Annotated in this window: 26 protein-coding genes, 1 tRNA gene and 1 riboswitch; of the genes, 7 read left to right on the top strand and 20 right to left on the bottom strand. The window is 71.2% G+C overall.

Annotation, left to right across the window (positions count from 1 at the left end):
- The first annotated feature begins 67 nt into the window (after positions 1-67).
- From gnd to ABIC29_RS05500, 4 genes are read left to right on the top strand one after another with little or no spacing between them, the layout of a single operon-like run.
- The gene (gnd, locus tag ABIC29_RS05515) at positions 68-1,528 is read left to right on the top strand and encodes an NADP(+)-dependent, decarboxylating phosphogluconate dehydrogenase (protein ID WP_502915446.1); all 1,461 of its coding nucleotides are present in this window, start codon (positions 68-70) and stop codon (positions 1,526-1,528) included.
- A gap of 49 nt (positions 1,529-1,577) precedes the next feature.
- The gene (locus ABIC29_RS05510) at positions 1,578-1,934 is read left to right on the top strand and encodes a YidH family protein (protein WP_116081196.1); all 357 of its coding nucleotides are present in this window, start codon (positions 1,578-1,580) and stop codon (positions 1,932-1,934) included.
- 5 nt (positions 1,935-1,939) lie between these two features.
- Positions 1,940-2,281 (top strand): DUF202 domain-containing protein, encoded by a 342-nt coding sequence (locus tag ABIC29_RS05505; protein ID WP_116081195.1) that lies wholly within the window; start codon positions 1,940-1,942, stop codon positions 2,279-2,281.
- Positions 2,278-2,640 (top strand): hypothetical protein, encoded by a 363-nt coding sequence (locus tag ABIC29_RS05500; protein WP_116081194.1) that lies wholly within the window; start codon positions 2,278-2,280, stop codon positions 2,638-2,640. The genes ABIC29_RS05505 and ABIC29_RS05500 overlap by 4 nt, the downstream gene beginning before the upstream one ends.
- 60 nt (positions 2,641-2,700) lie before the next feature.
- Here the strand turns inward: ABIC29_RS05500 and ABIC29_RS05495 are convergent, their stop codons facing one another.
- The 5 genes from ABIC29_RS05495 to ABIC29_RS05475 form a co-directional block, all read right to left on the bottom strand.
- Positions 2,701-3,255: a hypothetical protein gene (locus ABIC29_RS05495; RefSeq protein WP_116081193.1), complete on the bottom strand. Its 555-nt coding sequence runs from the start codon at positions 3,253-3,255 to the stop codon at positions 2,701-2,703.
- 13 nt (positions 3,256-3,268) lie between these two features.
- Entirely contained in the window at positions 3,269-4,969 is a 1,701-nt protein-coding gene (locus ABIC29_RS05490; RefSeq protein WP_116081192.1) for a long-chain-fatty-acid--CoA ligase, read from the bottom strand.
- Between the two features lie 6 nt (positions 4,970-4,975).
- Entirely contained in the window at positions 4,976-5,953 is a 978-nt protein-coding gene (locus tag ABIC29_RS05485; protein WP_116081191.1) for a ribose-phosphate diphosphokinase, read from the bottom strand.
- A gap of 38 nt (positions 5,954-5,991) precedes the next feature.
- Positions 5,992-7,434, bottom strand: a complete 1,443-nt coding sequence (gene glmU, locus ABIC29_RS05480) for a bifunctional UDP-N-acetylglucosamine diphosphorylase/glucosamine-1-phosphate N-acetyltransferase GlmU (protein ID WP_116081190.1) — start codon at positions 7,432-7,434, stop codon at positions 5,992-5,994.
- A gap of 1 nt (position 7,435) precedes the next feature.
- A tRNA-Gln gene (locus ABIC29_RS05475) sits at positions 7,436-7,507 on the bottom strand.
- A 109-nt stretch (positions 7,508-7,616) separates the two neighbouring features.
- Here ABIC29_RS05475 and ABIC29_RS05470 point away from each other — a divergent pair.
- Positions 7,617-8,108, top strand: a complete 492-nt coding sequence (locus ABIC29_RS05470; protein ID WP_116081189.1) for a MarR family winged helix-turn-helix transcriptional regulator — start codon at positions 7,617-7,619, stop codon at positions 8,106-8,108.
- Positions 8,109-8,130: 22 nt separating this feature from the next.
- On the opposite strand, the gene ABIC29_RS05465 is transcribed toward ABIC29_RS05470, so the two are convergent.
- The 11 genes from ABIC29_RS05465 to rsmI all read right to left on the bottom strand — a co-directional run bounded on the left by ABIC29_RS05465 (position 8,131) and on the right by rsmI (position 20,140).
- Positions 8,131-8,778: a Pr6Pr family membrane protein gene (locus tag ABIC29_RS05465; RefSeq protein ID WP_147309131.1), complete on the bottom strand. Its 648-nt coding sequence runs from the start codon at positions 8,776-8,778 to the stop codon at positions 8,131-8,133.
- A 70-nt stretch (positions 8,779-8,848) separates the two neighbouring features.
- On the bottom strand, positions 8,849-9,508 hold the full coding sequence (locus tag ABIC29_RS05460; protein WP_354243419.1) for a methionine ABC transporter permease: 660 nt from the start codon (positions 9,506-9,508) through the stop codon (positions 8,849-8,851).
- Complete coding sequence (locus ABIC29_RS05455) at positions 9,508-10,536, bottom strand: methionine ABC transporter ATP-binding protein (protein WP_116081186.1); 1,029 nt, start codon at positions 10,534-10,536, stop codon at positions 9,508-9,510. Before ABIC29_RS05455 ends, ABIC29_RS05460 begins: the two co-directional genes overlap by 1 nt.
- Positions 10,537-10,638: 102 nt before the next feature.
- The gene (locus ABIC29_RS05450) at positions 10,639-11,529 is read right to left on the bottom strand and encodes a MetQ/NlpA family ABC transporter substrate-binding protein (RefSeq protein ID WP_354243415.1); all 891 of its coding nucleotides are present in this window, start codon (positions 11,527-11,529) and stop codon (positions 10,639-10,641) included.
- Between the two features lie 183 nt (positions 11,530-11,712).
- Complete coding sequence (locus ABIC29_RS05445; protein ID WP_354243412.1) at positions 11,713-13,578, bottom strand: ABC-F family ATP-binding cassette domain-containing protein; 1,866 nt, start codon at positions 13,576-13,578, stop codon at positions 11,713-11,715.
- A gap of 71 nt (positions 13,579-13,649) precedes the next feature.
- Entirely contained in the window at positions 13,650-14,576 is a 927-nt protein-coding gene (locus tag ABIC29_RS05440) for a 4-(cytidine 5'-diphospho)-2-C-methyl-D-erythritol kinase (protein WP_116081183.1), read from the bottom strand.
- Between the two features lie 4 nt (positions 14,577-14,580).
- A complete protein-coding gene (rsmA, locus tag ABIC29_RS05435) occupies positions 14,581-15,459 on the bottom strand; it encodes a 16S rRNA (adenine(1518)-N(6)/adenine(1519)-N(6))-dimethyltransferase RsmA (RefSeq protein ID WP_199471348.1) in 879 nt (292 codons plus the stop codon).
- A gap of 42 nt (positions 15,460-15,501) precedes the next feature.
- The gene (locus tag ABIC29_RS05430; RefSeq protein ID WP_354243408.1) at positions 15,502-16,395 is read right to left on the bottom strand and encodes a TatD family hydrolase; all 894 of its coding nucleotides are present in this window, start codon (positions 16,393-16,395) and stop codon (positions 15,502-15,504) included.
- A complete protein-coding gene (gene metG, locus ABIC29_RS05425) occupies positions 16,392-17,951 on the bottom strand; it encodes a methionine--tRNA ligase (RefSeq protein WP_354243405.1) in 1,560 nt (519 codons plus the stop codon). The genes ABIC29_RS05430 and metG overlap by 4 nt, the downstream gene beginning before the upstream one ends.
- Before the next feature lie 41 nt (positions 17,952-17,992).
- A complete protein-coding gene (locus ABIC29_RS05420) occupies positions 17,993-19,093 on the bottom strand; it encodes an NADP-dependent oxidoreductase (RefSeq protein WP_354243402.1) in 1,101 nt (366 codons plus the stop codon).
- Between the two features lie 225 nt (positions 19,094-19,318).
- A complete protein-coding gene (gene rsmI / locus ABIC29_RS05415) occupies positions 19,319-20,140 on the bottom strand; it encodes a 16S rRNA (cytidine(1402)-2'-O)-methyltransferase (protein WP_116081179.1) in 822 nt (273 codons plus the stop codon).
- A gap of 73 nt (positions 20,141-20,213) precedes the next feature.
- On the opposite strand from rsmI, the gene ABIC29_RS05410 reads away from it, so the two are divergent.
- Both ABIC29_RS05410 and ABIC29_RS05405 read left to right on the top strand, forming a co-directional pair.
- The gene (locus ABIC29_RS05410; protein ID WP_354243398.1) at positions 20,214-22,001 is read left to right on the top strand and encodes a dolichyl-phosphate-mannose--protein mannosyltransferase; all 1,788 of its coding nucleotides are present in this window, start codon (positions 20,214-20,216) and stop codon (positions 21,999-22,001) included.
- Between the two features lie 35 nt (positions 22,002-22,036).
- Entirely contained in the window at positions 22,037-23,017 is a 981-nt protein-coding gene (locus tag ABIC29_RS05405) for a YeiH family protein (protein WP_116081177.1), read from the top strand.
- A gap of 44 nt (positions 23,018-23,061) precedes the next feature.
- Here the strand turns inward: ABIC29_RS05405 and ABIC29_RS05400 are convergent, their stop codons facing one another.
- The 4 genes from ABIC29_RS05400 to ABIC29_RS05385 all read right to left on the bottom strand — a co-directional run bounded on the left by ABIC29_RS05400 (position 23,062) and on the right by ABIC29_RS05385 (position 25,247).
- On the bottom strand, positions 23,062-24,114 hold the full coding sequence (locus tag ABIC29_RS05400) for an NAD(P)-dependent alcohol dehydrogenase (RefSeq protein WP_354243394.1): 1,053 nt from the start codon (positions 24,112-24,114) through the stop codon (positions 23,062-23,064).
- A 6-nt stretch (positions 24,115-24,120) separates the two neighbouring features.
- On the bottom strand, positions 24,121-24,342 hold the full coding sequence (locus ABIC29_RS05395) for a helix-turn-helix transcriptional regulator (RefSeq protein ID WP_116081175.1): 222 nt from the start codon (positions 24,340-24,342) through the stop codon (positions 24,121-24,123).
- Complete coding sequence (locus tag ABIC29_RS05390) at positions 24,336-24,767, bottom strand: hypothetical protein (protein WP_354243391.1); 432 nt, start codon at positions 24,765-24,767, stop codon at positions 24,336-24,338. Before ABIC29_RS05390 ends, ABIC29_RS05395 begins: the two co-directional genes overlap by 7 nt.
- 153 nt (positions 24,768-24,920) lie before the next feature.
- The gene (locus ABIC29_RS05385) at positions 24,921-25,247 is read right to left on the bottom strand and encodes a DMT family transporter (protein WP_116081173.1); all 327 of its coding nucleotides are present in this window, start codon (positions 25,245-25,247) and stop codon (positions 24,921-24,923) included.
- A 14-nt stretch (positions 25,248-25,261) separates the two neighbouring features.
- A riboswitch (guanidine-III (ykkC-III) riboswitch) is annotated at positions 25,262-25,327 on the bottom strand.
- Positions 25,328-25,341 lie beyond the last annotated feature (14 nt).

The raw sequence follows: 25,341 nt of genomic DNA, 5'->3' as shown, positions 1-25,341 counted from the left end.
TGCAACGGTGAGGCCGCCTCACAGTACGCTTGAGACGTCCCCCCACATCTTTTCGAGGAGAGTGTTCGTGCCTGCAACCGGATCAGCAAACATCGGCGTCGTCGGACTCGCGGTGATGGGGTCGAACCTCGCCCGCAACCTCGCCAGTCGCGAGGGCAACACCGTCGCCGTGTTCAACCGCTCCTTCGAGCGCACGAGCACCCTGATCGCCGAGCACCCCGAAGCGGGCTTCGTCGCCGCCGAGACGTACGACGAGTTCGTCGCCTCGCTCGCGAAGCCGCGCACCGCGATCATCATGGTGCAGGCCGGCAAGGGCACCGACGCCGTGATCTCCGAACTCGCGAGCCGCTTCGAGCCGGGCGACATCATCGTCGACGGCGGCAACGCCCTGTTCACCGACACCATCCGCCGCGAGCGCGAGGTGCGCGAGACCGGCATCAACTTCGTCGGCGCCGGCATCTCGGGCGGCGAGGAGGGCGCCCTCAACGGCCCCTCGATCATGCCCGGCGGCTCCGACGAGTCGTGGGTCACCCTCGGCCCGATCCTGAAGTCGATCGCCGCGGTCGCCGAGGGCGAGCCCTGCGTCACCCACATCGGGCACGACGGCGCCGGCCACTTCGTCAAGATGATCCACAACGGCATCGAGTACGCCGACATGCAGCTCATCGCCGAGGCGTACGACCTCATCCGCCGCGGCACGGGCAAGACCCCCGCCGAGATCGCCGAGGTCTTCGCCGAGTGGAACAAGGGCGAGCTCGAGTCCTACCTCATCGAGATCACCGCCGAGGTCCTGAAGCAGGTCGACGCCGAGACCGGTGCGCCGCTCGTCGACGTCATCCTCGACGAGGCCGGCTCGAAGGGCACCGGCGTCTGGACCGTGCAGACCGCGCTCAGCCTGGGCACCCCCGTCTCGAACATCGCCGAGGCCGTGTTCGCCCGCGGCCTGTCGTCGCACCCCGAGCAGCGCGCCGTCGCCAAGGGCCTCGCCGGCCCCGACGAGGCCGAGCGCATCCCGGCCGACCAGGTCGACGCGTTCATCGAAGACGTGCGCCTCGCGCTCTACGCCTCGAAGATCGTCGCCTACTCGCAGGGCTTCGACGCGATCCGCGCCGGTGCCGTCGAGTACGACTGGAACATCGACCTCGGCGCCGTGTCGAAGATCTGGCGCGGCGGCTGCATCATCCGCGCGCAGTTCCTGAACCGCATCGCCGACGCCTACGACGAGACGCCGAACCTCGAGCTGCTGCTCTCGGCCCCGTACTTCGCCGAGGCGTTCACGCGGGCGCAGGCCGCCTGGCGCCGCGTGGTCGTGCGCTCGGTCGAGACCGGCATCCCGGCCCCGGCCTTCGCCTCGTCGCTCGCCTACTACGACGGCCTCCGCGCCGACCGCCTGCCGGCCGCGCTCGTGCAGGGCCAGCGCGACTTCTTCGGCGCGCACACCTACAAGCGCATCGACAAGGAGGGCGTGTTCCACACCCTCTGGTCGGGCGACCGCAGCGAGATCGCCACCACCCCGTCGACCCACTAGTATCCTTGGCCCCGGACGCGAGTCCGGGGCCGAGCACGACGGAGGACGAATGCGCAAGCCGGCGTGGCAGGACGAGGGCCAGGACCCCGACTACCGCTTCACCCTCGCCAACGAGCGCACATTCCTCGCCTGGGTCCGCACGGCGTTCGCCCTGCTGGCGGGCGGCGTGCTGCTGTTCGAGTTCGCGCAGAGCATCGGCCCGCGGATCCTCGTGCTCATCCTCGCGCTCGGCCTGGCCGTCGCGGCCGCGCTGCTCGGAGGCCTCTCCTACGTGCGCTGGCGCGCCAACGAGATCGCGATCCGCAACGATCGGCCGCTCGCCTACAGTTTCGTCGTGCCGCTGCTGGCCGGCATCGCCCTGCTCTCGGCGGCGATCATCGCCGTCATGATCCTGCTGTCCCGCTGACGCCCATGACGCTGGCCCACTCCGATCCCCCGCCCCGCGACCCCGGCCTGCAGGCGGAGCGAACGGCGCTGTCGTGGAGTCGCACCGGGCTGGCGATCGCCGTGAACGCGGTGCTCGCCCTACGCTACGGGCTCATCTCGAACCAGCCGGCACTCGCTTCGGCGGGCATCGCGCTGTTCGTCCTCGCCGGCGTGGCGATCGCCCACGGCGCCATCCGGCGCCGGCAGCTCGACGCGCGCCACGGGCTCGTGCCGCCGTCCTCATGGGCCATGCTCGGCGTCACGGCCACGGTCCTGCTCGCCGCGCTCGCCGGCGTCGTGTCCATCTCGATCGAGGCGACCAGATGACCGACGACCACCCCGAACTCGCGGGCTACGAGCCCGTCGACCGTCCTCGCCGCCCCGGACGCCAGCGCGCGATGCGCGTCGCGGTGATGCTCGCCCTGGCCGCCATGGTGCTGCCGATCGTGCTCTCGACGTTCTCGGTCGCGACCTCCACCGCGCGCTCCGCCTGCGCGGCGTTCGCGACCGCCGCGGCAGGCGCCACGGGTGGCGACCTGTCGACGGATGCCCCGTTCGAGCTCTTCGCCGCGGGCGGGCCGGGTTGGCAGTGCTACGTCACCACCGAGAACGGCGCGCGCCACCACCTCGCGAACTTCGGCCTCTTTCCGGCCGCTCCGCGCTACGGCGTCGGCACCCCCACCTGACCAGGCCCGGCCTGCCCCGACCTGCCTGGTCGGAGGGAGGGCGTCGATGCCGTCGTCGGCTCAGGCGCGGTCAGCGCCCTCAGGGCCGCCGCCGGCGACGGACGGGGCGTCGGTGCGCGCTCCCGTGTCGTCGCCGACGGTCTCGGCCGGCTCGAAGAACACCCGCTTGTACGACCGCCCGTCGGGCAGGGTCACCGTGCGGGCCTCGACGAGGCCCCGCGTCACGCGCTGGTAGATCGCCTGCGGCGTCAGGCCGAGACGCCTGGCGGCCTCGGAGACGCTCTCGCCGGGCAGGTCGGTCGGCACGCTCGACGGGCGCTCGCGCTTGCGACGGCGACTCGCCTCCTGACGGTCGGCGATCGTGTGGTCGTCACCCGCCCAGCGGTACTTCGCCGCCGACGCGCTGAGTCCCGCGGCCTCCGCGATGTCCTCCCAGCTCGCGCCGGCGTCGACCGCCTCGCGTGCGGCCGCGAGCGAGGCCGAGTCGCCCTCGAGGGCCGTCACGAGCGAGCGGATGGCGCGCAGCCGGTCGAGCGGGGCGACCTCGCCCTCTGCGCCCTCGAGTGCTGCGAGCGCCGCGAGGGCGGCCGCGGCATCCGAAGACAGGAAGGACATGGGCTCGGGCCCCTCAGCCGGCCAGGAGGCGGTTGCGCACCTCGCGGCGGATGACCTTGCCGATGAGCGACCGCGGCAGCTCGTCGACCTCGACGATGCGCTTGGGCACCTTGTACGGCGTGAGGCGCTCGCGCGCGAACTCGCGGATCGCCGCCTCGTCGAGACGCTGTCCGTCGGCGAGCACGACCGCCGCGACGACCTGTTCGCCCGAGTGCTCGTCTGGCAGGCCGACGACCGCGACGTCGTCGATGCCGGGGTACGTGCGCAGCGCCTCCTCGACCTCGGTCGGGGCGACGTTGAACCCGCCGGTGATGATGAGCTCCTTGATCCGGTCGACGACGCGCACGAAGCCGTCGTCGTCGATCGCGACGATGTCGCCGGTGCGGAACCACGGCGCGCCGCCATCGGGGTCGGCGACGAACACGGCATCCGTCTCGTCGGGCTTCTTCCAGTACCCCTGGAACACCTGCGGCCCGCGCACGACGAGTTCGCCCTCGCCGCCGGCCGGGACATCCGCCGTGGGCTCGTCGGGATCGACCACGCGACACTCCGTCGAGGGAAGCGGCAGCCCGATGGTGCCTGGCTTGCGGTTGCCGGCGACCGGGTTGGCGGAGATCACGGGCGAGCACTCCGAGAGGCCGTAGCCCTCGACGAGCACGCCGCGGGTCGCGGCCTCCCACGGCTCGACGACCGCGGGGGTGAGCGCCATCGCACCGGAGATCGCGATCTGGATGCCCTCGAGCGACACGCCCTTGGCTGCAGCGGCCTTCGTCAGCCGGTCGTAGATCGGGGGCACCGCCGGCAGGAAGGTCGGCGGCCGCTTCTTGATGACCGGCAGCACGAGGTCGGGGTCGAACTTCGGGAAGAGCACCAGGCGTGCGCCCATGCTCATCGCGAAGGTGAGGCAGAGGGTGAGCCCGTAGGCGTGGAACATCGGCAGCACCGCGTAGACGACGCAGTTGCCGCGCTCGATCGTCGGCACCCACGCCCGCGACTGCGCCGCGTTCGCGAGCAGGTTCAGGTGGGTGAGCGTCGCACCCTTCGGCGACCCGGTGGTGCCGCTCGTGTACTGGATGAGCGCGACATCGGATGCCTCGGGCGCGACGACGTTCGGGGCGATGCGCTGGGCGCCGACGAGGTCGGACCACGTCGTGGTGCCCTTGGCGCCGGAGGTGAGCGCCGCACGCGACTCGCGGGCCTTCGCGATCGGGAGCTTGAGGGCCGCGCGCGTGAGGAACGGCATCGCCCGCGTGACGTCGACCGAGACGACGTGCTTCACGCCGAGGTCGGCGGGGAACTCGCGGATCGTCTCGACGACGTTGTCCCACGCGATCGCGAAGCGCGCGCCGTGGTCCTCGAACTGGTGCCGGAGCTCGCGCGGGGTGTAGAGCGGGTTGTGCTCGATGACGATCGCGCCGAGCCGGAGCACGGCGTAGAACGCGACGATGTGCTGCGGGCAGTTGGGCAGCACGATGGCCACCGTGTCGCCCTTCTGCACGCCGAGCAGGCGGAGGCCCTCCGCGGCGCGATCGACGTGTTCGCCGAGCTCGGCGTACGTCGTCTCCCGTCCGAAGAACTCGAGCGCGACGCTCGACGGGTGCTCCGCGATCGAGGTCGCGAGCAGGTCGTACAGGGAGCCCTCTGGCAGCTCGAGGTCGTGGGGCACGCCCTCGGCGTACCCGGCGAGCCAGGGTCGCGGGGTCGAGATGGTCATCGGCGGTTACGCCGCCCCGTCGAACATGCTCGTGACGGAACCGTCTTCGAAGACCTCGTGGATGGCGCGTGCGAGCAGCGGCGCGATGGGGAGCACGGTGAGGCGGTCCCAGCGCTTCTCCTCGGGCACGGGCAGCGTGTCGGTGACGACGACGCGGTCGATGACCTCGGACTGCAGGATCTCGGTCGCGGGCGGCGAGAACACCGCGTGCGTCGCCGCGACGACGACGCCGATCGCGCCGGCGTCTTTGAGGGCCTCGGCCGCCTTGACGATGGTGCGACCGGTGTCGATGAGGTCGTCGACCAGGAGGCAGACGCGACCCTTCACGTCACCGACGATCTCGTGCACCGAGACCTGGTTCGGCACCAGCGGGTCGCGGCGCTTGTGGATGATCGCGAGGGGTGCGCCGAGCTTGTCGCTCCAGATGTCGGCGACGCGCACGCGGCCCATGTCGGGCGAGACGACGGTCAGCGTCGACGGGTCGAGCGAGTTCTTGAACTCCTCGAGCAGCACGGGCATGGCGAAGAGGTGATCGACGGGCCCGTCGAAGAACCCCTGGATCTGCGCGGCGTGCAGGTCGATCGACATGATGCGGTCGGCCCCGGCCGCTTTGAAGAGGTCGGCGACGAGACGGGCCGAGATCGGCTCGCGGCCGCGCCCCTTCTTGTCTTGACGTGCGTAGGGGTAGAACGGCGCGACGACCGTGATGCGCTTCGCCGAGGCACGCTTGAGCGCGTCGAGCATGATGAGCTGCTCCATGAGCCACTCGTTGATCGGCGCGGTGTGCGACTGGATCACGAACGCGTCGGAACCGCGCACGCTCTCGTCGAACCGGGCGTAGATCTCGCCGTTCGCGAAGGTGCGCGCGTCGGTGGGCACGAGCTCCGAGCCGAGCTCGTGCGCGATCTGCTCGGCGAGGGCGGGATGCGCCCGCCCCGACACGAGCACGAGCCGCTTCGATCCGGTGGTCTCGATTCCCGACATGTGCTGTGTCCTCTCCACCTGCGCTCGGCGCGGTGCGTTCAGTCGGCGTCGGAACCGGATGCCTCGCGCGCGGCCCCGGCGGCGTCAGCCGCCGCAGAACCGGCCCGGTGCGTCTGGACCCACTCCTCGATGTTGCGTTGCGGTGCCACGTTCACGGCGAGGGCGCCGGACGGGACGTCTTTTCGGACGACGGTGCCGGCGGCCGTGTAGGCGCCGTCCCCAATCCTAACCGGCGCGACGAAGACGCCGTGTGAGCCGGTTCGCACGTGCGACCCGACCTCGGAGTGGTGCTTCCGGATGCCGTCGTAGTTGGCGAAGATCGAGCCTGCGCCGATGTTGGAGTGCTCGCCGATGGTCGCGTCGCCGACGTACGACAGGTGCGGCACCTTGCTGCCCGTGCCGATCGTGGTGTTCTTCGTCTCGACGAACGCCCCGATCTTGCCGTCGGCGCCGAGCACGGTGCCCGGCCGCAGGAACGAGAAGGGTCCGACCGTGGCGCCCGCGCCGATGACGGCGAGCGTGGCGTCGGTGCGGCGCACGTCGGCGTTCTCGCCGACCTCGCAGTCGGTGAGCGTCGTGTCGGGGCCGACGACCGCACCCGTCTCGATGAGCGTCGCACCCTTGAGCTGGGTGCCGGGGCGGATCGTCACGTCCTGTGCGATGCGCACGGTCAGGTCGATCCACGTGGTGGTGGGGTCTTCGATCGTGACGCCGTTCAGCTGCCATCCCCGGATGATGAGGGCGTTCAGCCTGGCCGCCGTCTCGGAGAGCTGGGCGCGGTCGTTGATGCCGGCGACGAGCCACGGCTCGGACACGGGCACGGCCTCGACCTCGGAGCCCGCTGCGCGCAGCAGCTGGATCACGTCGGTCAGGTACTTCTCGCCCTGCGCGTTGTCGGTCGTGAGGTTCGCGAGCTGGTCGCGCAGGGCTGCCGCGCCGAAGGCGTAGATGCCGGCGTTGATCTCGCCGATCGACTGCTCGGCCGCGTTCGCGTCCTTCTGCTCGACGATGCGGTCGAACTGGCCCGCCGTGTCGCGCACGATGCGGCCGTAGCCGGTCGGGTCGTCGTAGAGCGCGGACATGACGGATGCCGCCGCGGCGCGGCCGCGGTGCAGTTCGAGGAATCCGGCGAGGGTGTCGGCGTTCAGCAGCGGCACGTCGCCGTTCAGGACGAGCACCTCGCCCTCGAAGTCGGCGGGGAGCGCCGCGAGCGCCTGCTCGACGGCACGGCCGGTGCCCGGCATCTCGTCCTGGTCGACGATGCGGGTGCCGGGGAGTTCGGCCTCGACGGCGGCTGCGACGAGGTCGCGTTCGTGGCGCACGACCGCGATGACGTGGGCGGCGTCGAGCGCACGCGCCGTCGCGAGGACGTGCCCGACGACCGGCGCGCCCGCGAGCGGGTGCAGCAGCTTCGGGATGGCGGACTTCATGCGGGTGCCCTGGCCTGCGGCGAGCACGATGATGGCGAGGTTGCGGTCCATGCTCCGCCACCAGGATTCGAACCTGGACCGAACAGCTCCAAAGGCTGTCGTGCTGCCGTTACACTATGGCGGACCACTCGGGCGCCGCGGCGCACGAGCGGCCTCCAGTCTGCCAGACGCGCCGCCGTGTCCGGTGCGTCCGGGCGGCACGCGCGCCGCTCCGTTCGCGGGATACTGGGTGGATGACGCATGCCGACGAGGTCGACCGCATCGTCGAGGACTGGGAGCGCGAACGCCCCGACCTCGACTTCGCACCCCTGCAGGTGCTCTCGCGCGTCGCCCGCCTCTCGAAGCACCTCGATCGTGCCCGGCGCCAGGCGTTCACGCGCTCGGAGCTCGAGTCGAGCGAGTTCGACGTGCTCTCGGCGCTGCGTCGCGCGGGCGCGCCGTTCCGCCTCTCCCCGAAGCAGCTGCTGCAGCAGACGCTCGTCTCGAGCGGCACCATGACCAACCGCATCGACCGGCTCGTCGAGCGAGGGCTCGTGAACCGGCAGACCGACCCCAACGACGGCCGCGGCATCCTCGTGGAGATGAGCCCGGCGGGACTCGCCAGGGTGGATGCCGCGATCACGCGCCTCGTCGATGCCGAGGCCGAGCTGCTCTCCGGCCTCCCGGCGGGCGAGCAGAAGCGGCTCGCCGGCCTGCTGCGCAAGCTGAGCCTCGGCTTCGACTGACGAGACCGACGACTCGCGTCCGTCAGGTGCGGTCGGTGGCGAGCGCGCGAGCCGGGCTGTTGCGCAGGTTCCCGAGACCGCGCACGCCGAACGAGAGCGCGAGGAACCCGACGAGCATGCCGAGGCAGTACAGCGCGACCGCGCCGTACCCGCCGACCGCGCCGGGGTTGAAGAACGGGTAGGGGTAGATGCCGGTCGCGGCCCCGCGGATGAGCGAGAACACCGTGTAGACGACGGGGAACACCATCCACCAGAGGATCGCGCGAGCCGGGATCCGGTTCTTCGGCGGCCAGACCAGCCAATCCACGACGCCCGCGATCGGGAGCACGAAGTGCAGGATGGCGTTCACCACCGGGTCGAGGTCTCCGAGGTCGACGTCGCGCAGCAGGGTGTTGAAGACCAGTCCGACGAACGCGATGTAGACGACGGCCGCGCCCCGGATCGCGGAGTCGGTCGGCGTCGGGGCGGCCCGATCGCGGAGCAGGCGCACCGCGCTGACGATGAACACGATGCTGATCAGGATGTTCGACAGGTTGGTGAAGTACGTGAAGAAGTTGAAGACGCTGTAGCCCTTGGGGATGTGCACGGCGAACAGCTGGAACGCGATGGCCGACAGCGCGGCGATCGCGAACACCAGGCGGAACACCACGGGTGCGATGCGACCTCTCATGCCGGTGATCCTACCGACGGCTCCACGACGGGCGAGGCGACCCGCCGCCCGCGCGACCCGCCCGAGGTGATCATCGGCGCATGACCTTGCGGGCCAGCCAGTTGCCGAGGAACTGCGCGAGCTGCACGAACACGACGATGAGGATGACCGCGGCCCACGTGACCACCGGTTCGAACTGCCGGTAGCCGTACGTGAGCGCGAACGCGCCGAGTCCGCCGCCGCCGACCGCGCCCGCGACGGCCGTCATGTCGACCAGTGCCACGAGCACGAAGGTGTAGCCGAGGATGAGCGGGCCGAGGGCCTCCGGCAGCACGACGGTGCGCAGGATGCGGATCGGTCCGGCTCCCATCGCCCGCGCGGCCTCGATGACGCCGGGCGAGACCGTGAGCAGGTTCTGCTCGACGATGCGCGAGATCGCGAAGGACGACGCGATCGAGAGCGCGAAGATCATCGCGTCGTTGCCGATGCCCGTGCCGATGACGAGGCGCGAGAGCGGCTGCACCGCCGCGATGAAGATGATGAACGGGATGGGGCGGAAGAAGTTGATGACGACGTTGACGATGTTGAAGACCGGCTTGTTCGAGAGCAGGCTGCCCGGCCTCGTCGTGTAGAGCACGATGCCGAGCAGAAGGCCGAACAGCCCGCCGACGAGCAGCGTGAGCGCCACCATGTAGAGCGTCTCGGCCGCGGCGACCCAGAACTCGGATCCGAGTTCGAACAGGCGATCCATCACGCCACCTCCGTGACCTCGGCGCGGGCGCCGATCTTCGCGAGCGCCGAGTCGATCGCGGCATCCGCCCCTCTGATCGCGAGCGTCAGGTGACCGAACGCCCGCCCCTGGATGTCGTTGATGCCGCCGTAGACGAGTTCGAACTCGAGCCCGGCGTTCGCGAGGTCGAGGAACACGGCCGCCTGCGACACGTCGCCGTCTCGGAACGAGATGGTGACGAGACGACCGTCGTGGCGGTCGCGCAGCACGGCCGCCTCGGCCGGCGACGGGATGCCCTTGACGACCGTCGAGACGAACCGCGCCGACGAGGGGTTGCGGGGCGAGGAGAACACGTCGAAGACGTCGCCGGACTCGATGACCCGGCCGCCGTCCATGACCGCGACCTTGGTGGCGATCGACTGGATCACGTCCATCTCGTGCGTGATGATCACGATGGTGACGCCGAACTCCCGGTTCACGCGCTTGAGGAGCTCGAGCACCTCCTGCGTCGTCTCGGGGTCGAGCGCGCTCGTCGCCTCGTCGGCGAGCAGGAGGCGCGGCGACGTCGCGAGCGCCCTGGCGATGCCGACGCGCTGCTTCTGTCCGCCCGAGAGCTGGTCGGGGTAGCTCCGCGCCTTGTCGGTGAGTCCGACGAACGCGAGCAGCTCGTCGACGCGCGCCGTGATCTCGGCCTTCGAGGCACCGGCGACCTGGAGCGGGTAGGCGACGTTCGCCCTGACCGTCTTGGAGTTGAAGAGGTTGAACTGCTGGAAGATCATGCCGATCTCGAGCCGGATGCCGCGGAGTTCGCGCTCGGGCATGGTCGTGATCGCGCGTCCGCCGACCTCGATCGTGCCCGACGTCGTGGGCTCGAGGGCGTTGATGAGCCGCACGAGCGTGGACTTGCCCGCGCCCGAGTAGCCGATGATGCCGTAGACGTCGCCGGCCTCGATCTCGAGGCTCACCGAGTCGACGGCGACGACCGGCGCCGCGCCCTTCTCGGGTGAGGGGTAGGACTTGGTGACGTCGGTGAGGCTGACGAGGGCCATGTGGTGCTCCTTCCAGAACGCCGGAACGGGCGACGGGACCGATGCTACGGTTCCCGCCGCCCGCACGGTGCGGACGATCCGCGGATGCGGACGTCGGCGCGATCAGCCCTTGGCGGCCTTCGTGTCGGCCTCGACCTTGGCGAGCGAGTCCTTCAGGTCGGAGACCGAGACCTCGAGCGGCACGGCCGTGTTGCCCGACGACTCGAGGAGGCCCGCCTGCACGTCTGCGTCGGTCTGGAAGATCTCGACGAGCTTGAGGTAGGTCTCGTTGTCGGCGTCCTCGGCGCGGGTCGCGAAGATGTTCACGTACGGCAGCGCGTTCGGGTCGGTCGGGTCGTCCTGCGCGATGGCGTCGTCGAACGAGAGGCCGGCGTCGGCGACGTAGTCGTTGTTGATGATCGCGGCCGCGACGTCGGGCAGCGACGTCGGCGTGAGCGAGGCCTCGAGCGCGGTGACCTTGACCTTGGACTTCGCCTCGTCGATGTCGGCGAGGTCGGAGAAGGTCGTGCCGCCGCTCTTGAGCTCGACGAGTCCAGCAGACTGCAGCACGAGCAGCGCACGGGCCTGGTTCGAGGCGTCGTCGGGCACGGCGACGGTCTCGCCCGCGGGGATGTCCTTCACGGAGTCGTACTTCGTGGAGTAGAGGCCGAGCGGGTAGATCGCGGTCGAGCCGATGGGCGTCAGGTCTTCACCGGCGGACACGTTGTAGTCGGCCAAGTAGACGATGTGCTGGAACTGGTTGAGGTCGAGTTCGCCCTCGGTCGTGGCGGGGTTCGGCTGCGCGTAGTCGGAGAAGTCGACGAGCTCGATGTCGATGCCCTCCTTCTCGGCGGCCTTCTCGAACGCGGCCCACTGCGGGTCGGCCTTGCCGACGACGCCGATCTTCACGACTTCGTCGGCCGCGTCGCCGGAGCCCGCGGAGGCGCAGGAGGCGAGGCCGAGCAGGAGGGGGACGGCTGCGAGTGCGGCGATGAGCTTGGTGCGGTGTGCCATGGTGTGTTCCTTTCACGTCGACGCGCGCGTCCTGGTGCTGATGGCTGTGGAGCAGGCATGGCTCCGCCACGGTCGGTCACAGTGGGGGCTTCGATGCCGCGAACGCGGGCGCAGTTCTACGTTAGGTGAAGATTCTTTGCCCGAATCCGCCACTGGACACAGATCGTCACAGTATCTGCGAACTCAGGCCTCGAGAATCTCAGAAAGTTCGAGCCAGCGGGTCTCGAGGTCGACGACGGAAGTCTCGAGCGCGCGCAGGTCGTCGCCCAGCTCGCCGAGGCCGACGTAGTCGCTCTGGTCGTGCTTCGCGAGCCGCTCGTGCGCACGCGCGATCTCGCCCTGCAGCTTCTCGAGCCGACGGTCGATCGAGGCGAGCTCCTTCTCGACGGTGCGCCGCTCGGCGCCCGCGAGTGCCGGGGCAGCGGCGGCGGCCTGCGCCGTCGCGGGGGAAGCGGGGGCCGTGGACGCGGAGTCCGATCGACGCGAGTCCGCCGCATCGCTGCGGCGCGCGGCATCCGTCGCCCTGCGCAGCTCGAGGTACTGGTCGACGCCACGGGGCAGGTCGCGCAGGTGCCCGTCGAGGATCGCGAACTGGCGGTCGGTGACGCGCTCGATGAGGTAGCGGTCGTGCGAGACGACGAGCAGCGTGCCGGGCCAGGAGTCGAGGAGGTCCTCGATGGCCGCGAGCATGTCGGTGTCGAGGTCGTTCGTCGGCTCGTCGAGGATGAGCACGTTCGGCTCCTGCAGCAGGATCAGCAGGAGCTGCAGTCGGCGCTTCTGCCCGCCCGAGAGGTTCTTGACGGGCGTCGAGAGCTGCGCCGTCGTGAAGCCGAGGCGCTCGAGCAGCTGCCCCGGCGTCATCTCCTTGCCGCCCACCTCGTAGCTCGTGCGCTGCTCGGCGACGACCGCGGAGACGCGCTGCTCGGCCCACTCGGTGAGCTCGTTCAACTCCTGGCTGAGGGTCGCGATGCGCACGGTCTTGCCGCGCTTGACCTTGCCGCTCGTCGGTTCGACCGCACCCGTCACGAGTCCGAGCAGGGTCGACTTGCCGGCGCCGTTGACGCCGAGGATGCCGGTGCGCTCCCCCGGCGCGATGCGCCACTCGATGTCGTGCAGCACGGTGCGGGTCGCCGGGGCGCCCGGCGCGGCATCCGACACGGGGTACTCGACGGACACGTCGATGAGGTCGACGACGTCCTTGCCGAGTCGGGAGACGGCGAGCCGGTCGAGCTCGACCTTGTTGCGGATCGGCGGCTCGTTCTCGATGAGCTCGTTCGCCGCGTCGATGCGGAACTTCGGCTTCGACGTGCGCGCCGGCGCGCCGCGGCGCAGCCACGCGAGCTCCTTGCGCATGAGGTTCTGCCGCTTCGCCTCGGATGCCGCGGCCATGCGGTCGCGCTCGACGCGCTGCAGCACGTAGGCGGCGTATCCGCCCTCGAAGGGCTCGACGATGCCGTCGTGCACCTCCCACGTGTCGGTGCAGACCTCGTCGAGGAACCAGCGGTCGTGGGTGACGACCACGAGCGCGCCCTGCCCGGAGGCCCAGCGCTGCTTCAGGTGCCCGGCGAGCCAGGCGATGCCCTCGACGTCGAGGTGGTTCGTCGGCTCGTCGAGGAACACGACGTCCCAGTCGCCGACGAGCAGGCCCGCCAGGCCGACACGGCGGCGCTGGCCGCCCGAGAGGCTCGAGATCTGCGCGTGCCACGGCACGTCGGACAGCAGGCCGCCGATGACGTCGCGCACCTTCGGGTCGCCGGCCCAGACGTGCTCGTCGATGCCGCCGACGACGGCCTCGGCCACGGTCTGGCCGGGATCGACGACGTCTGACTGGTCGAGCATGCCGATGCGGATGCCGCGACGCATCGTCACGCGCCCGCCGTCGGGTTCGATGCGGCCCGAGAGCAGCTTCAGGAGCGTGGACTTGCCGTCGCCGTTGCGGCCGACGACGCCGATGCGGTCGCCTTCGTCGATGCCGAGGGTGACCTCGTCGAAGACGGTGCGCGTCGGGAACTCGAGGTGCAGGCGCTCGGCGCCCAGAAGATGTGCCATGTCCCGTCGAGCCTAGCCGTCGAGCCTGAGCGTGCGGCGCGTCGGCTCGGGCTCGGGCTCGGTTCGCCGGCTCAGTTCGCGAGCACGCGCGCGCCGTGCACCGCGCCGTGCACATGGATCGCATGCAGGCGCGCGGCCGAGAGTGCGACCTGCAGCTCGAGCGCCGAGTCGGAGTCGACGGCGAGGAACGCGACCGTCGGCCCGGATCCGGACACGATGCCCGCGAGCGCGCCGTGCGACTCGCCGAGCTCGAGGATGCGGCCGAGCCCGGGTGCGAGCCGGATCGCCGCCTCCTGCAGGTCGTTGTGCATCGACTGCGCGAGCAGCACCGGGTCGCCGGCGCGGAGCGCCTGCAGCACCTCGGCGTCGACGACCGGCGAACGCGGCACGTTGCGTCCGTCTTCGCTGCGGATGCGGTCGAGCTCGCCGTACACGGCCGGCGTCGAGAGGCCGAACTCCGCGACCGCGAGCACCCAGTGGAACGAACCGGTGGCCAGCGCCGGGCTCAGCCGGTCGCCTCGTCCGGTGCCGATCGCCGTTCCGCCCGTGAGCGAGAACGGCACGTCGGCGCCGAGCTGCGCCGCGAGGGCGAGCAGTTCCTCCTTCGGCAGGGCCGTGCCCCAGAGGGCGTCGCAGGCGACGAGCGTGGCCGCGGCATCCGCCGAACCGCCGCCCATGCCGCCCGCGATCGGGACGTGCTTGTCGATCTCGAGGCGCACGCCGCCGGCGACCCCGGTGGCACGCGCGAGCAGCTTCGCCGCGCGGATCGCGAGGTTCGAGCCGTCGGTCACGAGACCGGAGGTGTCGATGCTGCCGCCGAACGCGACGCTGAACTCGTCGTCGGGCCACGCCCGCACGTCTTCGTAGAGCGACACGGCCTGGTAGGCGGTCGCGACATCGTGGTAGCCGTCGGGCTGCACGTCGCCGACGCGCATGAAGACGTTGACCTTGCCCGGCGCGCGCACGTGCACGGCCTCCTCGGTCCAGGCGATCGTCATCGGGTCATTCCCCGGCCGCCCGGGCGATGCGCAGGAAGTCGTCGATCACGAGCTGCTCGCCGCGGGACTCCGGCGAGACGCCGGCGCGCACCAGCACCTCGCTCGCCGCCGCAGCCGACCCGCCGAGCACGCCGGAGAGGGACTGGCGCAGCATCTTGCGGCGCTGCTGGAACGCCGCGTCGATGAGCGCGAACGTCGCCCGGCGCTCCTGGATCGTGCCGGGCTCGGTGCCGCGCTCGAAGCCGACGAGTACGGAGTCCACGTTCGGAACGGGCCAGAAGACCATGCGGGAGACCTGGCCGGCCGTGCGCCAGTCGCCGTACCAGGCCGCCTTGAGGCTCGGCGCGCCGTAGACCTTCGAGCCGGGCTCGGCCGCGAGCCGGTGCCCGACCTCGGCCTGCACCATGACGATGCCCGACCGCAGCGAGGCGAAGTGCTCGAGCAGGTGCAGCAGCACCGGCACCGAGATGTTGTACGGCAGGTTCGCGACGAGGCGCACGGGCTCGCCGGGCAGCTCGGTCACGCGCAGCGCGTCCTCGGTGACGACCGTGAGCTGCGTGCCCGGCTGCATGACGCTCGCGGTGTGCGGCAGCTGGGCGGCGAGGCGCTTGTCGATCTCGACGGCGATGACGTCGGCGCCGGCCTCGAGCAGGCCGAGCGTCAGCGACCCGAGCCCCGGCCCGATCTCGAGCACGGTCTCGCCCGACTGCACGCCGGCGACCTGCACGATGCGGCGAACGGTGTTGCCGTCGTGCACGAAGTTCTGGCCGAGCTTCTTGGTCGGCGTCACGTCGAGCAGCTCGGCGAGGTCGCGGATCTCCGCCGGCCCGAGCAGGCGCGCGATCGTCGGCGCGCCCTCGGCCTCGTGGCGATGCGCGTTCATGCCTCGCACCTCACGCCGGTCGCACCGGACCCGGTCGGTCGTTCACTCCCCCACACGGGCTTCATCCTCCCACGAGCCGTACACGCGCCGCGTGTTCGACGCGAGATCGGCGCTGAGCTCGTCGAGGTCGACGCCGAGCACGTCGGCCATGAACCGGACCGTGTGCGGCACGAGGTAGGGCGCGTTCGGGCGGCCGCGCAACGGCGCGGGCGTCAGGTAGGGGGCGTCCGTCTCGACGAGGATGCGATCGCGCGGCGTGATCCGCAGCGCGTCGCGCAGGTTCTCGGCGTTCTTGAACGTCACGTTGCCCGCGAACGAGAGGTACCAACCCTCGGATGCCGCGAGCCGCGCCAGCTCGTCGCCCCCCGAGAAGCAGTGGAACACCGTGCGCTCGGGCGCGCCGACCCGTCGCAGGGTCGCCACGACGTCGTCGTGCGCATCGCGATCGTGGATCTGCATGGCCACGTCGTGCCGCTTGGCGATGTCGATGTGCGCCTCGAAGGAGCGGAACTGCGCGGGCCGGCCGTCGGCCTCGGTGCGATAGAAGTCGAGACCGGTCTCGCCGACGGCGCGCACGCGGGGCTGCGCCGCGAGCTCGTCGATCACGGCGAGCGCGTCGTCGAGGGTGCCCGCCGCCTCGAGCTCCGGCGCCTCGTTGGGGTGCAGGGCGACGGCGGCCAGCAGGCGCGGCTCGCGCGCGGCCATGTCGGCCGACCAACGGCTCGTCGCGACATCCGTACCGACCTGCACCGCGCCGATCACGCCGACGGATGCCGCGCGCTCGAGGTGCTCGTGCACGCTGAGCGGCAGTGCGCCGTCGGCGATCTCGAGGTGCGTGTGGTTGTCGTAGACGCCGATCGCGAGCGACTCGGGCAGCGGCGGGTACTCGACGGGTCGGCCGCCGTCGCTCCTGGTGCGGAGGTGCTCGGCGCTCATTCAGCCGTTTCGATGCGCGGGAAGAGCGCCTCGAGGGCGGCGACCTGCGAGCCGACGGCCCACTCGTTCGCCCGGTCGATGCGCTGCTCCTGCACGGTGCCCGGCGCGCCGAGCGAGGTCCAGAGCTTCGCCGTCGCCTTGGGCAGCACGGGCGACAGCAGCACGGCGAGCGTGCCGAGCCCGTGGTACGCGGTCGCGAGCACGGTCTCGAGGCGGGCCCGGTTCGCGGGATCCTTCGCGAGCACCCACGGCTCCTCGCTCGTGATGTAGCCGTTGAGCGCGTCGACGAGTTCCCACACGGCGGCGATCGCCTCGTGGATCGCGATGCGGTCGATGGCCGACCACGAGGCATCCGTCGCCCGCTGCTCGACCGCGGCGATCGCCAGGTCGGCCTCGGTCGGGGCGGTCGATGCGGGCACCACGCCGTCGCAGTAGCGCGTGATCATGGCGATGACGCGCGACGCGAGGTTGCCGAAGCCGTTCGCGAGCTCGGCCTGGTAGCGCGCCGAGAGGTCCTCCCACGAGAACGAGCCGTCTTGGCCGAACGCGATCGCGCGCAGGAAGTAGTAGCGGAACGCGTCGGAGCCGAAGGTGTCGGTGATCTGCTCGGGCGCGATGCCCGTGAGCTTGGACTTCGACATCTTCTCGCCGCCGACGAGCAGCCAGCCGTGGCCGAACACGCCGCGCGGCACGTCGAGCTCGGCCGCCATGAGCATGGCCGGCCAGATGACCGCGTGGAAGCGGAGGATGTCCTTTCCGACGACGTGCTGCGCGGGCCAGCGGCTCGCGAACTCCTCGTCGTCCTGGCCGTAGCCGACGGCGGTGATGTAGTTCAGCAGCGCGTCGAACCAGACGTAGACGACGTGCGTCTCGTCCCACGGGACCTTGACGCCCCAGTCGAACGTCGACCGCGAGATCGACAGGTCGGACAGGCCGGAGCGCACCCAGCCGAGCACCTCGTTGCGCGCCGACTCGGGCTGCACGAAGTCGGGCCGCTCCTCGTAGAGGGCGAGCAGGCGCTCGGCGAAGGCGGAGGTGCGGAAGAAGTAGTTCTTCTCATGCAGCAGCTCGACGGGCTTGGAGTGGATCGCGCAGACGAGCTGGCCCTCGTACTCGCCGGTGCCCGGCACGAGGTCGGACTCCTGCTTGTACTCCTCGCAGCCGACGCAGTAGTAGCCCTCGTACTCGCCGGTGTAGATGTGGCCGTCGTCGTAGAGCTTCTGGAGGAACTTCTGCACGTTCTCTTCATGGCGCGCGTCGGTCGTGCGGATGAAGTCGTCGTTCGCGATGTCGACGGTCTCGAGCAGCGGCTTCCACGCCTCGTCGACGAGCTTGTCGGCCCACTGCTTCGGGGTCACGCCGTTCGCGGTCGCCGTGCGGAGGATCTTCTGGCCGTGCTCGTCGGTGCCCGTGAGCATCCAGGTGCGCTCGCCCGCCTGGCGGTGCCAGCGCGCGAGCACGTCGGCGGCCACCTCCGTGTACGCGTGCCCGATGTGGGGCACGTCGTTGACGTAGAAGATGGGCGTGGTGACATAGAACGAGGAGCCTTCGGCCATGCCCTCAATCCTACGGGCGAGCGGATGCCCCGATCGCCGCGTTACTCGCGGCCGACGGCGTCGGCCTCCGCATGCTCGTGCGCCTCGCGACGACGACGCCGCACGCTGCCGTCGCCGATGGCGGACGGCACGGCCTCCTCGACGTCGACGTGCGCGTGCTCGGTCGGAACGCCGAGCGTGACGTCCTGCTCCTTGAGCTCCGGCACGTTCACGCGTTGATTGGGGTAGTCGACGACGCGCATGCCGAGCACGATCTTGCCCGGCGCCTCGCGCTTCTCGAGCGCGCGGTAGGCGTCGGCCACCCGGCCGAGCGGGAACACGTCGGCGATCGGCAGGCGGATGCGCCTGGCGGAGACGAGCGCGGCGACCCGGCCGAGCGCGACCACGTCGCCCGCTCGCGCGCGCACGGCGTCGTCGCGTTCGACGGCGTCCCAGTCGGTCAGCGTGAAGACGCGCGAGGGGTGCACGCCGAGCGCGCGCGCCTCGTCGGCCTCGCCGCCGAGGAAGTCGAGGAACGCGCTCACCGGATGCGGGGCGAGGTCGCGCACCCGCCCGGCGAGGTCCGGTCCGTACGACACGGGGATCACGCCGAACTGGCGCAGGAAGTCGAACCGCGCGTCGGGCGCCGTGCCGATGACGCTCGCGCCCCTGAGCCGTGCGAGCTGCGCGGCGAGGCATCCGACGCCACCGGCGGCCGCGGTCACGACGACGGTGTCGTTGGGCTGCAGGTTCAGCCCCTCGATCACCGTCCATGCGGTGGTGCCCGCGGTGTAGAGCGACCCCGCGACCTCCCAGGAGAGGGCGGGCGGGCGCTCGATGAGGTTCGCCTCCGGCACGACCACGTGCGTGGCCTGCGCGCCGCGCTCGACGAAGCCGAGCACCTCATCGCCCCGGTCGAACCGGGCGACGCCTGGGCCGACCGCGATCACCTGGCCGGCGAGGTCGCGCCCCTGCGACGAGGGCGGCTCGATCCGCCATCGCTCGGGATGCTCTCCGCGGCGGATCGCGCTCTCGACCGGGTTGAGGCCTGCCGAGTACACCTCGACGAGCACTTCGCCCTCGCCCGGTACGGGCGTCGGCATCTCGGCGATCTCGAGCACCTCGGGGCCGCCGAACGTTGCGAACCTGACTTCGTGGGCCATGTCGCACCTCCCTGTGCGTGGTCCTCCCATTCTCCGCCTTTCACCCCCGAAATGGTGACAGAACCTCGGATTCCCAGCCCGCTGTCGGGTCCTCGCGCACCTGCGCACGAGAGCGCACTTCTTCGCGCGCCGGTGCGACTCGTGGTGGATCGGTGCGGTCCAGCGCGGATCGGTGCGGTTCAGTGCGGTTCGGCGCGGTCCGGTGCGGCGCGGCCGGGGCGCGGCTCAGCTCGAACGTGCCGCGAGCGCGGCCTCGTAGAGATCGCGCTTGCCGAGGCCCGTCTCGGCGGCCACGAGCGACGCGGCGTCCTTCAGCCGGGTTCCGGATGCCGCGAGCGCGAGCACGCGGTCGAGGGCCGTCGTGGCATCCGCCGCCCGCTCCTCGGCCCCGGCGACGACGATGCAGATCTCGCCGCGCACGCCGGCGGCCGCCCACTCCGCCAGTTCGCCGAGCGGACCGCGACGGACCTCCTCGTGCAGCTTGGTGAGCTCGCGGCACACGGCGGCCCGGCGATCGGGGCCGAACGCCTCGGCGAGCGCCGTGAGGCTCGCGGCCAGACGCGACGGCCCCTCGAAGAACACGAGCGTGCGACGGTCGCCCGCGAGCTCGGCGAGGCGGCGCGACCGGTCGCCGGCCTTGCGCGACAGGAACCCCTCGAACGAGAACCGGTCGGTCGGCAGGCCGGCCACGGCGAGCGCCGTGATGACCGCGCTCGGACCAGGGATCGCCGTGACGTCGACGCCCGCCGCGACCGCGGCCTGCACGAGCGGGAACCCCGGGTCCGAGACGGTCGGCATGCCCGCGTCGCTCAGCACGAGCAGGTCGGTGTCGCGCGCGAGCTCGACGAGCTCGGCCGCCTTCTGCCGTTCGTTGTGCTCGTGCAGCGCGATCAGGCGGGGGCGGTTGGCGATGCCGAGGCCCGCGAGCAGGCGCTGCGTGACGCGCGTGTCCTCGGATGCCACGACCTTCGCCTCCTCGAGCGCTTCGCGCAGGCGCACCGACGCATCGCCGAGGTTTCCGATGGGCGTCGCCGCGAGGATGATCATGCCCCCAGTCTCGCGCACCGCGCGGTTCGGGGTGTCGCTTCACGCCCGGCCCGCGCGGGTTACTCTGGGGCGCATGAGTTCAGGAACGGCTGCCGCGGGCGACCCCGACACCGGGCCTGTCGCGACCATCGAGCCAGCGCCCACGACGCAGCAGGCGACCGAGGCCGCACCGGATCCGTCCTCCTCGCCGCGGCCAGAGGAGGCACCGCCGGACGACGCAGCGGCCGCATCCGCGACCGAACGCGACGCCGAGCCCCGGCCTGGCGACGATGCCGAGCCCGCGCACGAGCCCGAGCCGCGCGGCACGCGCCTCGACGAGTGGTGGGCGCGCACGCTCTCGACGCCGCGCCGGCGGGCGCTCTGGTACTGGGGCGGCCCGGCCATCGTCGTGCTGCTCGCCGCCGTGCTGCGCTTCTGGAACCTCGGGCACCCGCAGGCGATCGTCTTCGACGAGACGTACTACGTGAAGGACGCGTGGACGCTCCTGCACAACGGCTACGAGTCGACGTGGCCGGAGGCCGCCGACGAGCCGTTCGCGAACGGCGACACCGACACGTTCACCGAAGACGGCTCGTACGTCGTGCATCCGCCGCTCGGCAAGTGGATGATCGCGCTCGGCATGGGCCTCGTCGGCGGGGCCGAGAGCGCGTTCTGGTGGCGTGCGACGACCGCCCTCGCCGGCACGGCCGCCGTCTTCATCCTCATGATGGTCGCGCGTCGCCTGTGGCCGTCGACGATCCTGGCGGTCATCGCCGGCCTGTTGTTCGCGATCGACGGCAACGCGATCGTGATGTCGCGCGTTGCCCTGCTCGACAACTGGGTCATGCTCTTCGCACTGCTGGGCTTCTGGTTCGTGCTGCTCGATCGTGCCTGGGCGCGGGATCGGCTCCAGCGCGGGCTCGACCTGGCGCGCGAATCGGGCGCCGATCCGCACTACGGGCCCGCGCTCTGGGCGCGCCCGTGGGTGATCGCCGCGGGCGCGGCCTTCGGCGCGACCACGGCGGTGAAGTGGTCCGGCCTGTGGTTCCTCGCGGCGTTCGGCGTCTACCTCGTCGTCGTCGACGCGCTCGCGAGGCGGCGCGCCGGCGTGCCGTTCTGGGCGACCGCCGCCATCCTGAAGCAGGGCCCGGTGACGTTCCTGCTCTACGTGCCGGTCGCGTTCGTCGTGTACGTCGCCTCGTGGACCGGCTGGCTCGTCACCGATGGCGGGTACGCCCGGCACTGGGCCGACGATCCGGCGAACCGGGCCTCCGGGTTCTTCTCGTGGGTGCCGCTCGCGCTGCAGAGCCTGTGGCACTACCACCAGTCGGCCTACAGCTACCACATCGGCGTGCACGCGACGCATCCGTGGCAGTCGAATCCGCTCACCTGGCTGTTCATGATCCGGCCGACGAACATGTACTTCGCCTCGACCGACGACGGCTCCGGCGGGTGCGGCGCCGACACCTGCTGGTCGTCGATCATGGGCATCGGCAACCCGATCATCTGGTGGGCGGCGGCGATCGCGTGCCTCTATCTCGTGTACCGGCTCGTGCGGTATCGGCAGTGGCAGACCGGGCTCATCCTGCTCGGGCTCGGCGCCGGGTACCTGCCGTGGCTGATGTACCTCGATCGCACGGTCTTCCAGTTCTACTCGATCGCGTTCGAGCCGTACATGCTCCTCGCGCTCACGGCGGTCGCGGGGCTCGTGCTCGGTCGACGCGACGACGTGTGGTGGCGCCGCGAACGCGGCATCGCGACCGTGGGCGTGTACCTCGTGCTCGCGGTGCTCGTCTCGGCGTTCTTCTACCCGCTCTGGACCGGCATCCCGATCACGCCCGATTTCCGGCAGCTGCACTTCTGGCTGCCGTCCTGGGGCTGATCGGCCGCCCAGCCGCGCTCGGCTAGCCTGTCGGAATGCGCGAACGGATGCCGGGACTCGCGGTCGCGGCATCCGCGGCCGTCGTCGCGTGGCTCGTGCACCTGGCGCTCCCGGCGCTGCCGCTGCTCACGGGCGCGGTCGCCATCGGCATCGTCGTCGGACAGGTTCCGGCGGTGCAGCGCCTCCTCGACGGCAGGCTCGCTCCGGGGCTCCGCACCGCGTCACGCAGCCTGCTCCGCGCGGGCATCGTGCTGCTCGGCCTCAAGCTGAGCCTCGTCGACATCGCGGACCTCGGCTGGGTGACGATCGTCACGACGGTCGCGGTCGTGGTGCTGACCTTCGTCGGCACGATCGGGCTCGGTCGGGCGTTCGGACTCCCGGGCCACCAGCCGTTGCTCGTCGCGAGCGGATTCGCGATCTGCGGCGCCTCCGCGATCGGGGCGATGGGCTCGACGGTGCGCGCCCGCGCCGAGGACCAGGCGGTGCCCGTGGCGCTCGTCACGCTGTGCGGCACCCTCGCGATCGCCGTGCTGCCCGCGCTGTGGCATCCGCTCGGCCTGTCGAACGTGGAGTTCGGTCACTGGGTCGGTGCGGGGGTGCACGACGTGGGGCAGGTCGTGGCGACCGCCCAGCTCGGCGGCCAGGCGGCCCTTGCGATCGCGGTCGTCGTGAAGCTCACCCGCGTGCTGCTGCTCGCGCCGATGGTCGCGGTCACCGCGGCGGTCGAACGCCGCAGGCACGTGTCGGCAGACGGCCCGCGCCCCCCGATCGTGCCGCTCTTCATCGCGGGCTTCCTCGTGGCGGTGCTGGTCGCGTCGTTCCTTCCGGTGCCCGCACCGGTGCTCGAGGCGGCCGACGTCGTGCAGACCGCGCTGCTGGCCATGGCGCTCTTCGCGCTCGGTGCGTCGATCCGCTTCACCGACCTCGCGGCCACCGGATGGCGGGCGCTGGTCGTCGGGCTCACGTCGTGGGTGCTCGTCGCGACGCTCGCCTACGGCGCGGTGCTGCTCGGCTGACCGGGCGCCACTCGTCGAACGAGGGCTCGGCGGGCGCTCGCCGCTCAGCGCACCGAGAGCACGAGCTTGCCGCGGATCTCGCCGGCCAGGTAGGCGCGCACCGCGCTCTGAACCTCGGCGAGCGGCACGATGCGGTCGATCATCGGGCGGAGGCGACCGTCGGCGAGCAGCGCCACGAGCGCATCGAGGTCTTCGGCACTGCGTGCCGCAGCGAGCGGCTTCAGCGAGGCGTGCATGAACGGCCCTCGCAGCATCGCCCCGAGCAGCCGCGGGATCGGTCCGAGCAGCCCGTCTCCGCCGCCGGCCGAGAGCACCACGGTGCCCCCGCGCCGCACCAGCCGGGCGAGTCGGCTGAGCGACTGGGCGCCCGCGAGGTCGAACACGGCGTCGTACCGGCCGTCGGGCTCCGCCGCAGTCCACGGGGTGCCGTGGTCGAGCACCCGGTCGGCGCCGAGGGCGCGCACGTGGTCGGCCTTGGCCCCGCTGCAGACCCCCACGACCTCCCAGCCGGCGAGCGCAGCGAGTTGCACCGCGAATCCCCCGACGCCGCCCGAGGCGCCGATGACGAGCAGGCGAGGGCGGTCGCCCGACGCGTCGACCGGCCGCGCGGGGTCGATGCCCGCGAGCCGCAACCCCTGCAGCGCGGTGCCGGCCGAGACCGGCAGCGTCGCGGCATCCTCCAACCGGATGCCGTCGGGCAGTCGGACCGCGAACCGCTCGGGCAGCACGGCGTACTCGGCCCAGCCGCCCTGCGAGGCCTCGCCGCAGACGCGGTCGCCGACGGCGAACCCGGTCACCGCCGACCCGACCGCCGCGACGGTGCCGGCGATGTCGCGGCCGACCGTCGGAACCCTCGGCCTGCGGAGTCCGAAGAAGGCCCGCATGAGCCTCGGCTCGCCCCGCATGACCCGCACGTCACCGGAGGCGACGTCGACGGCATGCACGGCGACGAGCACCTCGTCGACCTTCGGCACGGGCGCCGTCACGGTCTCGAGCGCGAGCACGTCGGGACCGCCGTAGCGGTGCTGCGCGACGGCCGTCATCGCGGTCGTGGCGGGCCGCCCGCCGGCATGGATCCCAGGCTGCGTCTCGTTCATGGTCGTTCACTCCCCGTCGGGGTACTGGAAGACGTCGTCGAGCGGCACCCCGAACACGCGCGCGATCTGGAAGGCCAGTTCGAGCGACGGCGAGTACCGGCCCTGCTCGATGGCGATGACGGTCTGGCGGGTGACCCCGATGCGGCCTGCAAGGTCGGCCTGGGTCATCTCGCCGTGGGCGAACCGCAGGCCGCGGATGGCGTTGGTCACGCGCGTGGGCTTCACCATTCCTGGAACCCCCCGGTGCGGTAGGCCGCCAGTCTGGTGAGGCTCGCGAGGATGCCGCTGATCACGAAGCACAGGTACACCGCGTTGGCGATCCAGAACCAGTCGACCTCGAACCAGGCCAGGATCAGGGCGGCCAGCGCGCCGATGACGACGAACGAGTTGCCGACGCGTTCGCCGGTGCGCTCGATCTCGCGGTCGCGCTGGTCTGCACGGTATGTCTCGCTGGGCGCGACGATCTCGATGAGGATGCGCGAGACGATGCCCGCGACGATCGCGCCGCCGATGGTCCACACCATCGGCCAGACGTAGTCGACGTCGGCGATCGGCGTGCCCGCGAGGCGCGGGAGCAGGATGCCCAGGTAGACCGCGTAGCCGATGACGGCGATCGCCAGGAACGACCAGACGCCCTTCTCCTCGTACGACATCGTCTCCCCCTTCGGTGTGTCAAGAATTCTTGACACCCTGAATGTAAGACATTTCGTACTGGAGGTCAAGCATTCTTTACATCCCTCCGGGCGGGGCAGCGGATGCCGGCAGCGCCGCCGGCATCCGCCCGTCACCGAACCCGCGGCGAGGCCCTAGTGGCTGCCCGCGTCGACGAACTTCAGGCCGACGACGCAGCCGACGAGGCCGACGAGCAGCGCGACCTTCGCCCACGAGACATCCGTGTCGCCCGTGATCATCGCCCACACGACGGTGAGGGCCGCGCCGATGCCGACCCACACGGCGTAGGCGGTGCCGGTCGAGATGTCGCGCATGGCGAAGGCGAGGCCGCCCATCGAGGCCACGAGCGCGACGCCGAAGACGACCGACGGCCAGAGCTTCGTGAAGCCCTCGGAACGACCGAGCGCGGTGGCCCAGACGGCCTCGAGGACACCGGACGCGATGAGGATGATCCAAGCCATGACTGCTCACTCCCTGAGCCAGTCTTGTCGCGTTCCGGGTACTGGGTGCCCTCGTCCGGAGACCGCGTTCGCGGTACTGCCGTCGACGATAGCG

This window comes from Agromyces sp. PvR057, from assembly GCF_040547485.1.
GTDB lineage: Bacteria > Actinomycetota > Actinomycetes > Actinomycetales > Microbacteriaceae > Agromyces.
The sequence above is the reverse complement of the archived record's forward strand: the minus strand, read 5'-3'. Positions and strand labels throughout refer to the sequence as shown.

Excerpts from the sequence above, each read along its gene's own strand:
- ABIC29_RS05510 (WP_116081196.1), top strand. The coding sequence starts at position 1,578 with ATGCGCAAGCCGGCGTGGCAGGACGAGGGCCAGGACCCCGACTACCGC.
- ABIC29_RS05505 (WP_116081195.1), top strand. The coding sequence starts at position 1,940 with ATGACGCTGGCCCACTCCGATCCCCCGCCCCGCGACCCCGGCCTGCAG.
- ABIC29_RS05500 (WP_116081194.1), top strand. The coding sequence starts at position 2,278 with ATGACCGACGACCACCCCGAACTCGCGGGCTACGAGCCCGTCGACCGT.
- ABIC29_RS05495 (WP_116081193.1), bottom strand. The coding sequence starts at position 3,255 with ATGTCCTTCCTGTCTTCGGATGCCGCGGCCGCCCTCGCGGCGCTCGCA.
- ABIC29_RS05490 (WP_116081192.1), bottom strand. The coding sequence starts at position 4,969 with ATGACCATCTCGACCCCGCGACCCTGGCTCGCCGGGTACGCCGAGGGC.
- ABIC29_RS05485 (WP_116081191.1), bottom strand. The coding sequence starts at position 5,953 with ATGTCGGGAATCGAGACCACCGGATCGAAGCGGCTCGTGCTCGTGTCG.
- glmU (WP_116081190.1), bottom strand. The coding sequence starts at position 7,434 with ATGGACCGCAACCTCGCCATCATCGTGCTCGCCGCAGGCCAGGGCACC.
- ABIC29_RS05470 (WP_116081189.1), top strand. The coding sequence starts at position 7,617 with ATGACGCATGCCGACGAGGTCGACCGCATCGTCGAGGACTGGGAGCGC.
- ABIC29_RS05465 (WP_147309131.1), bottom strand. The coding sequence starts at position 8,778 with ATGAGAGGTCGCATCGCACCCGTGGTGTTCCGCCTGGTGTTCGCGATC.
- ABIC29_RS05460 (WP_354243419.1), bottom strand. The coding sequence starts at position 9,508 with ATGGATCGCCTGTTCGAACTCGGATCCGAGTTCTGGGTCGCCGCGGCC.
- ABIC29_RS05455 (WP_116081186.1), bottom strand. The coding sequence starts at position 10,536 with ATGGCCCTCGTCAGCCTCACCGACGTCACCAAGTCCTACCCCTCACCC.
- ABIC29_RS05450 (WP_354243415.1), bottom strand. The coding sequence starts at position 11,529 with ATGGCACACCGCACCAAGCTCATCGCCGCACTCGCAGCCGTCCCCCTC.
- ABIC29_RS05445 (WP_354243412.1), bottom strand. The coding sequence starts at position 13,578 with ATGGCACATCTTCTGGGCGCCGAGCGCCTGCACCTCGAGTTCCCGACG.
- ABIC29_RS05440 (WP_116081183.1), bottom strand. The coding sequence starts at position 14,576 with ATGACGATCGCCTGGACCGAGGAGGCCGTGCACGTGCGCGCGCCGGGC.
- rsmA (WP_199471348.1), bottom strand. The coding sequence starts at position 15,459 with ATGAACGCGCATCGCCACGAGGCCGAGGGCGCGCCGACGATCGCGCGC.
- ABIC29_RS05430 (WP_354243408.1), bottom strand. The coding sequence starts at position 16,395 with ATGAGCGCCGAGCACCTCCGCACCAGGAGCGACGGCGGCCGACCCGTC.
- metG (WP_354243405.1), bottom strand. The coding sequence starts at position 17,951 with ATGGCCGAAGGCTCCTCGTTCTATGTCACCACGCCCATCTTCTACGTC.
- ABIC29_RS05420 (WP_354243402.1), bottom strand. The coding sequence starts at position 19,093 with ATGGCCCACGAAGTCAGGTTCGCAACGTTCGGCGGCCCCGAGGTGCTC.
- rsmI (WP_116081179.1), bottom strand. The coding sequence starts at position 20,140 with ATGATCATCCTCGCGGCGACGCCCATCGGAAACCTCGGCGATGCGTCG.
- ABIC29_RS05410 (WP_354243398.1), top strand. The coding sequence starts at position 20,214 with ATGAGTTCAGGAACGGCTGCCGCGGGCGACCCCGACACCGGGCCTGTC.
- ABIC29_RS05405 (WP_116081177.1), top strand. The coding sequence starts at position 22,037 with ATGCGCGAACGGATGCCGGGACTCGCGGTCGCGGCATCCGCGGCCGTC.
- ABIC29_RS05400 (WP_354243394.1), bottom strand. The coding sequence starts at position 24,114 with ATGAACGAGACGCAGCCTGGGATCCATGCCGGCGGGCGGCCCGCCACG.
- ABIC29_RS05395 (WP_116081175.1), bottom strand. The coding sequence starts at position 24,342 with ATGGTGAAGCCCACGCGCGTGACCAACGCCATCCGCGGCCTGCGGTTC.
- ABIC29_RS05390 (WP_354243391.1), bottom strand. The coding sequence starts at position 24,767 with ATGTCGTACGAGGAGAAGGGCGTCTGGTCGTTCCTGGCGATCGCCGTC.
- ABIC29_RS05385 (WP_116081173.1), bottom strand. The coding sequence starts at position 25,247 with ATGGCTTGGATCATCCTCATCGCGTCCGGTGTCCTCGAGGCCGTCTGG.